Below are 6,305 nucleotides of genomic sequence, written 5' to 3' on the forward strand. Positions count from 1 at the left end.
TTTGCACTTAAGGAGCCGCTTGCGTGGCAATTCCACTAAAAATCACAGAAATGTGGATACTTAACAGAATTTTGACGGGCCTCGCTAATTGAGGGCCGTCTCACGGTGAAACAGAGGCGGCGCTCGCGGCCGATTTCATGATTCGTTCTATCGCCTTGGCCTATGCAGGGCGCCGCCGGGCGCTATGTTGTGGCTGCAAGAGGAGAGAGGCCTTATGACCCAAGCAACGCTGGACGAGCGCGGACAAGGCTTCGCGGACGAAGCCCAGCGCGGTGCCCATGTCATCGCGCGCCTCCGCCAAGCCTTGGGCGCTGATATCGTGAAGGATGGGACGGACGGCGATTTCGCGCGCCATGTCTCTGATTTCACGAATGTCATGCCGGCGGACATTCCGCTCCCCGGCATCGCCTATCCGCGCACAACCGAGCAGGTCTCGCAGATCATGGCGATCTGCAATGAGGAGCGCTGGCCGGTCGTGCCACAGGGCGGCTTGACCAGCCTGTGCGCGGGGGGCCTTGCGGATCGGCCTTGCCTGCTACTGTCGCTGGAACGGATGCGGGGCATCGAGGAACTAGACGAGGCTGGCCGCACGATGACCGTGCTCGCGGGGACCGTGCTGGAGACCGTTCAACGCGCCGCCGATGAGGCCGGCTTTCTGTTTCCGCTCGATCTTGGCGGACGCGGAACGGCGCAGGTCGGCGGTAATGCGGCCACCAATGCCGGCGGCAACCGCGTGCTGCGCTATGGCATGATGCGCGATCTCATTCTGGGTGTGGAAGCGGTGCTGCCGGATGGCACGATCATCTCGTCGCTCAATGTAATGATCAAGAACAACGCCGGCTATGATCTCAAGCATCTCTTCATCGGCAGCGAGGGTACGCTCGGTGTCATCACCCGGCTGGTGCTGCGGATGTTCCCCAAGCCGCGCAGCGCCTGCACCGCCGTCGTCGCGATCGAGGATTATGCGGCCACGCTGGAATTGCTCAAACAATGCAATTCGGCATTCGCGAGCACCTTGTCCGCCTTTGAGGTGATGTGGCCGGATTTCTACCAGATCGGCACGACGGCGCTGGGTCGCCAGCCGCCCTTGCCGCACGGTTACAACGTCTATGCGCTGGTCGAAGTGCTCGGGACCGACCCGGAACGCGATCCCGAGCGGTTTGAGGAAGTGCTCGGCGGCATGATCGAATCTGGCCTGGTCAAGGATGCCGTCATCGCCCAGTCGGACAAGCAGCGGCAGGAGATCTGGGCGGTGCGCGATTGCCCGGGCGAGTGGCACAAGGGCGTGCACTGGCCGCAAGTGGCCTTCGATGTGAGCCTGCCGACGCGCAAGATCGGCGATTTTATCCCTTATGTACGCAATCTGCTGCTGGAGCGCTGGCCGGACTGCGTGACCGTTTTCTTCGGGCACCTCGCCGATTCCAACCTCCACCTCTCTGCGCGCGTCCCCCGCGACCCGATGCCCGAGCATGAGATGGAGGCGCTGGTTTACAAGGCGGTCGGCGAATGGGGCGGCTCGATCACCGCCGAGCATGGCATCGGCAGCATCAAGCGCGAATTTCTCCACCACTGCCGCACGCCAGAAGAGCTGGCGCTGATGCGCACGCTTAAGCGCGCGATGGACCCGAACAATATCCTCAACCCCGGCAAGGTGATCTGAAGCGCTGGCCCGGCTGGGGGCGGTTTTGCGATTCCTTAAAGGGAGAAGCCCAGTCTATAGGCCCGTTGAGGGCCGGAGCGAGTCGCGGCTGATCATCCATTACCCAGTCGAGAAGGACCGCAGCCGATGGTAAGCCCAACCCCCGCCGGTCATGCTCTGCTCGATGCGTTCGATGCCATCCGGATCATCAATCTTCCTCACCGGGCCGACCGGCGCCGCGAGATGGCCGCGCAGTTCAGGCGTCTGGGGCTGGACCTCGATCATCCGAAAATCGCATTCTTCACGGCCAAGCGCTTTTCGGATTCCGCAGGGTTTCCGACGCCGGGGACGCGAGGGTGCTTCGATAGCCATATGAGCGTGCTGCGGGAGGCGGCGGAGGCGGGGCATCGATCCGTTCTGGTGCTGGAGGATGACTTCGATTTCCATGACCGGATCGAGACGGTTCTGCCTGCCGCTCTGACCACGCTGGGCGGGGTGGAATGGGACATCTTTTTCGGCAGCCTTCTGCCGGGGCAATATGAAGCGACCGAGCGCCCGCTTGAGCTGATCCCACCCGGCAAAGGGCTCGCCGGATGCCATTTCTACGCGGTGCGTGGAGACACGATCGGTTTTGCCGCTCACTATTTGGCAGCGATGCTGGAGCGCCCCGCAGGGGGGCGGCATCCGGATGGCGAGCCGATGCATTATGATGGGGCGCTGTCTGTCCTGCGCAACCGCCATCCCGACCTGCGTACCTATGTCGCCAACCCTGACCTTGGGCACCAGCGCCTTTCGCGCACGGACATCCACGATGTTCGCTTTTATGACCGCTTGCCGGTCCTGCGTACCTTCGCATCGTTACTGCGCCGGGCGATCCGCCTGAGCGGGCGGACCCGGCAAATGGGGCGCAAGTCCGTTTAAACCGCAGGGGTGGGGCGATCCTCCCTGCAACAGGCCTGGTAAATGGCCTTGGCGAGCTGGTGCTCGCCAAACGGTTTGCTCAGGCGATGAATCTGCCCTTCTGGCAACACCAGCCCCTCGCCATATCCGCTTGCGATGATGATCGGCATGTCGCTCTGCACGGCGGTAATGGCCGCGGCGAGGTCCGTCCCGGTCATGCCGGGCATGGCTTGATCCGTGATGACCAAGTCGAAGCCGCCATCCTTGAATTTTGAAAGGGCATGAGCGCCGTTGACTGCGCTGACGACCTCGTGCCCCAGATCCTCCAGCAGCGCGACCGTGTTCATCAAAACCAGTGCATCGTCATCCACCGCTAGGACACGACATTTGGCTTGCGGCGGCAGCGGCGGTTCCTTCGCAGCGGGCGTGGTGGCCTGTGACTGCTCGGCGGCCTGCGGCAGCCACAATTGCGCCGATGTCCCCTTGCCCGGCGCGCTGGTGAGCGTGAACGCGCCACCGATCTGGCGCGCAAAGCCATGGATCATGGGGAGGCCAAGGCCCGTGCCCTTACCGACGCCCTTCGTCGTGAAAAAGGGTTCGGTCGCGCGCCTGAGCGTCTCGGCATCCATGCCGATGCCGCTGTCCACCACGGTCAGGACCACATAATGCCCCGCCTCCAGATCGGAGATCTCGTTGCTCCGCACGGTCTGGCGGTTCGCCTTGATGATGATCGCGCCACCGTCCGGCATGGCATCGCGCGCGTTCACTGCGAGGTTGAGGATGGCCATTTCGAGTTGATTGGCGTCGGCTTTCACCGCCTGCAGTCCGAGTGGAATGATCATGCTGACGGGCCATTCCGGCCCGATGGTCCGCTGGACGAGTTCGGTCATGCCGCGCAGCAGTTCGGGAATATGCACGCGACCGATGGACAACTCCTGCCGCCGCGCGAAGGCGAGCATGCGCTGGGTTAGGGTCGCGCCGCGATCGACGGCCTGCATGGCGTTGTCGAGCAGGCGTTGCGTCTCGGCCTGTTCCGGGATCCGTCGGCGCAGCAGGATGAGGCTGCTGTTGATCGCCATCAGCAGATTGTTGAAGTCATGCGCCACGCCGCCGGTGAGCTGGCCAAGCGCTTCCATCTTCTGAGCCTGGCCCAGCGCCTCGCGCGCTTCGTCCAGCGCGCGCTGGGCTGCCTCCCGCTCCGTGACGTCGCGGGTGATCTTGGCGAAGCCCACCAGCGCGCCGGTCTCATCGCGCAGCGCCTCGATGACGACGCTCGCGCGGAAGCGTTCGCCGCCCTTGCGGACGCGCCAGCCTTCTGCCGTGAACCGACCTTCCGACCGCGCGGTCTCCAGGGCACGTTGCGGCTCGCCGGCTGTGCGATCTTCTTCTTGATAGAATTGCGAGAAATGCTGCCCGAGCACCTCGTCCTTGCGATAGCCCTTGATCCGCTCCGCACCGGCATTCCAGCTGGAAACCATGCCCTCAGGGTCCAGCATGTAGATGGCGTAATCGGTGACGGACTGGACGAGCAGGGCGAACTGTTCTTCGCTTTTACGCAGCGCCTGCTCTGCGAGTTTGCGTTCGGTGAGGTCACGAGTGATCCCGGCATAACCGATCAGCGCGCCGTGTGCGTCCCGAACCGGATCGATGACGACATGCGCCCAGAAGCGCGAGCCATCCTTGCGCAGTCGCCAGCCCTCGGATTCGTGCTTGCCCTGTGTCGCGGCGATCTCCAGCGCGCGCTCGGGCATACCCTTTTCCACGTCTTCGGCTGTGTAGAAGCGCGAAAAATGCACGCCGATAATGTCTTCCGGCTGGAAGCCCTTGAGCTTTTGCGCGCCTGCGTTCCAGTTCGTGATATGGCCCGTGCGATCCAGCATGCACATGGCATAATCGGTGATGCTTTCGACCAACTGCCGATAGCTCTCCAACGATGCTGCCCTGAGGTCTTCGGATGCCTGCACGTCTCGAACCCGCCGTCTGTTCCCAGTTATGCGCCACAACGCGCGAGGATCGACCCCTGTTCCTTCATTTCTTGGCGCAAGTCGAGCGTGGGGCGCGCAAGACAATTGCATCCGGCGGTTCCGCAAGGCAGAGGGGAGCCGCGCCGCCGCACGCATTTGGTCTGATCATTGCCATCCGGCCTCATGCGAGTGCGCGACACTGGTCTTGAGAGAGAGAACTGGAGGAACGCCATGGAGTTTAGCCGCAACAATCCGATGACGGGCGAGGTCGCATCCTCGGCGACTGCGATGAAGGCCGCCGATATCGCGCCGATCGCTGCCAAGGCGGCGGAAGGGTTCCAGAGCTGGTCCGTCATGGGGCCGAATGCGCGCCGCGCTGTGCTGATGAAAGCCGCCTCGGCACTGGAATCGAAGAAGGATGCCTTCGTCGAAGCGATGATGGGCGAGATCGGTGCAACGGCGGGTTGGGCGATGTTTAATCTCGGCCTGGCTGCCAGCATGATCCGCGAAGCGGCCGCGCTCACCACCCAGATCAATGGTGAGGTCATTCCATCGGACAAGCCCGGCTGCCTCTCCATGGCGCTGCGCGAGCCGGTTGGCGTCATCCTCGGCATCGCGCCGTGGAACGCGCCGATCATCCTCGGCGTGCGCGCCATCGCCGTGCCGCTCGCCTGCGGCAATAGCGTCATCCTCAAGGCGTCCGAATCCTGCCCGCGCACCCATGCGCTGATCATCGAGGCGTTTGCCGAGGCCGGCTTCCCCGAGGGCGTAGTGAACGTCGTCACCAACGCGCCGGAAGACGCGGCCGATGTCGTGGGCGCTCTGATCGACGCGCCGCAGGTCCGCCGCATCAACTTCACCGGCTCCACCGCCGTCGGCAAGATCATCGCCAAGCGCGCTGCCGAGCACTTGAAGCCTGTTCTGCTCGAACTGGGCGGCAAGGCGCCGCTGGTCATTCTGGAGGATGCCGATCTCGATGAAGCGGTGAAGGCTGCGGCCTTCGGCGCATTCATGAACCAGGGCCAGATCTGCATGTCGACCGAGCGGATCATCGTGGTCGATGCTGTTGCCGACGCCTTCGCCGCCAAGTTCAAGGAGAAGGTCGCCTCCATGCCCGTGGGCGATCCGCGTCAGGGCAACACCCCGCTCGGCGCGGTGGTGGACGCCAAGACCGTGGCGCACTGTCAGAGCCTGATCGAGGACGCGCTGGCCAAGGGCGCGACCCAGCTCACCGGCGGCGAGACGACGCACAATGTGCTCATGCCCGCCCATGTCATCGACAAGGTGACGCAGGACATGAAGCTGTTCCGCGATGAGAGCTTCGGGCCGGTCGTTGGCATCATTCGCGCCCGCGACACCGAGCATGCGGTCGAACTGGCCAACGACACCGAGTATGGCCTCTCGGCGTCGGTGTTCACCAAGGATATCGCCAAGGGCCTCGGCATCGCGCGGCGCATTCAGTCCGGCATCTGCCACGTCAATGGCCCGACCGTGCATGACGAAGCGCAAATGCCCTTCGGCGGCGTCAAGGGTTCGGGCTATGGCCGCTTCGGCGGCAAGGCCGGCATCGACAGCTTCACCGAGCTGCGCTGGGTGACGGTGGAAACCCAGCCGGGCCATTTCCCGATCTGATCGGATTGCGATCATCGCGCCAAGGAGCCCGCGCCTTCCGAGGGGGAGGGGCGGGCTTCTTTGGTTTTGGGGCGCACACTTTCCCATTCTTTTATTCCAGTTCGTGTCGAGCGAAGTCGAGACACGGCAAGCACAGGTCCTGAGTGCCTCGACTTCGCTCGACATTAACG

Annotated in this window: 4 protein-coding genes; 3 read left to right on the forward strand and 1 reads right to left on the reverse strand. The window is 63.6% G+C overall.

All coding sequences use genetic code 11. The annotated features are described in order from the left end of the window. The first annotated feature begins 214 nt into the window (after positions 1 to 214). Together M2332_RS16200 and M2332_RS16205 are read left to right on the forward strand one after the other, a co-directional pair. Positions 215 to 1,660 (forward strand): FAD-binding oxidoreductase, encoded by a 1,446-nt coding sequence (locus M2332_RS16200; RefSeq protein WP_264574851.1) that lies wholly within the window; start codon positions 215 to 217, stop codon positions 1,658 to 1,660. A 126-nt stretch (positions 1,661 to 1,786) separates the two neighbouring features. Next, positions 1,787 to 2,560 carry a glycosyltransferase family 25 protein gene (locus M2332_RS16205; RefSeq protein WP_264574852.1) on the forward strand — a complete coding sequence of 258 codons (774 nt, stop codon included), beginning with the start codon at positions 1,787 to 1,789 and terminating at the stop codon, positions 2,558 to 2,560. Here M2332_RS16205 and M2332_RS16210 read toward each other — a convergent pair. Beyond that, positions 2,557 to 4,503, reverse strand: a complete 1,947-nt coding sequence (locus M2332_RS16210; protein WP_264574853.1) for a PAS domain-containing sensor histidine kinase — start codon at positions 4,501 to 4,503, stop codon at positions 2,557 to 2,559. The genes M2332_RS16205 and M2332_RS16210 overlap by 4 nt on opposite strands. 231 nt (positions 4,504 to 4,734) lie before the next feature. Here M2332_RS16210 and M2332_RS16215 point away from each other — a divergent pair, with 231 nt between their 5' ends. Beyond that, on the forward strand, positions 4,735 to 6,135 hold the full coding sequence (locus M2332_RS16215; protein ID WP_264569917.1) for an aldehyde dehydrogenase: 1,401 nt from the start codon (positions 4,735 to 4,737) through the stop codon (positions 6,133 to 6,135). Positions 6,136 to 6,305 lie beyond the last annotated feature (170 nt).

The organism is Sphingobium sp. B11D3A (genome assembly GCF_025961695.1).
Taxonomy (GTDB): Bacteria; Pseudomonadota; Alphaproteobacteria; order Sphingomonadales; family Sphingomonadaceae; genus Sphingobium.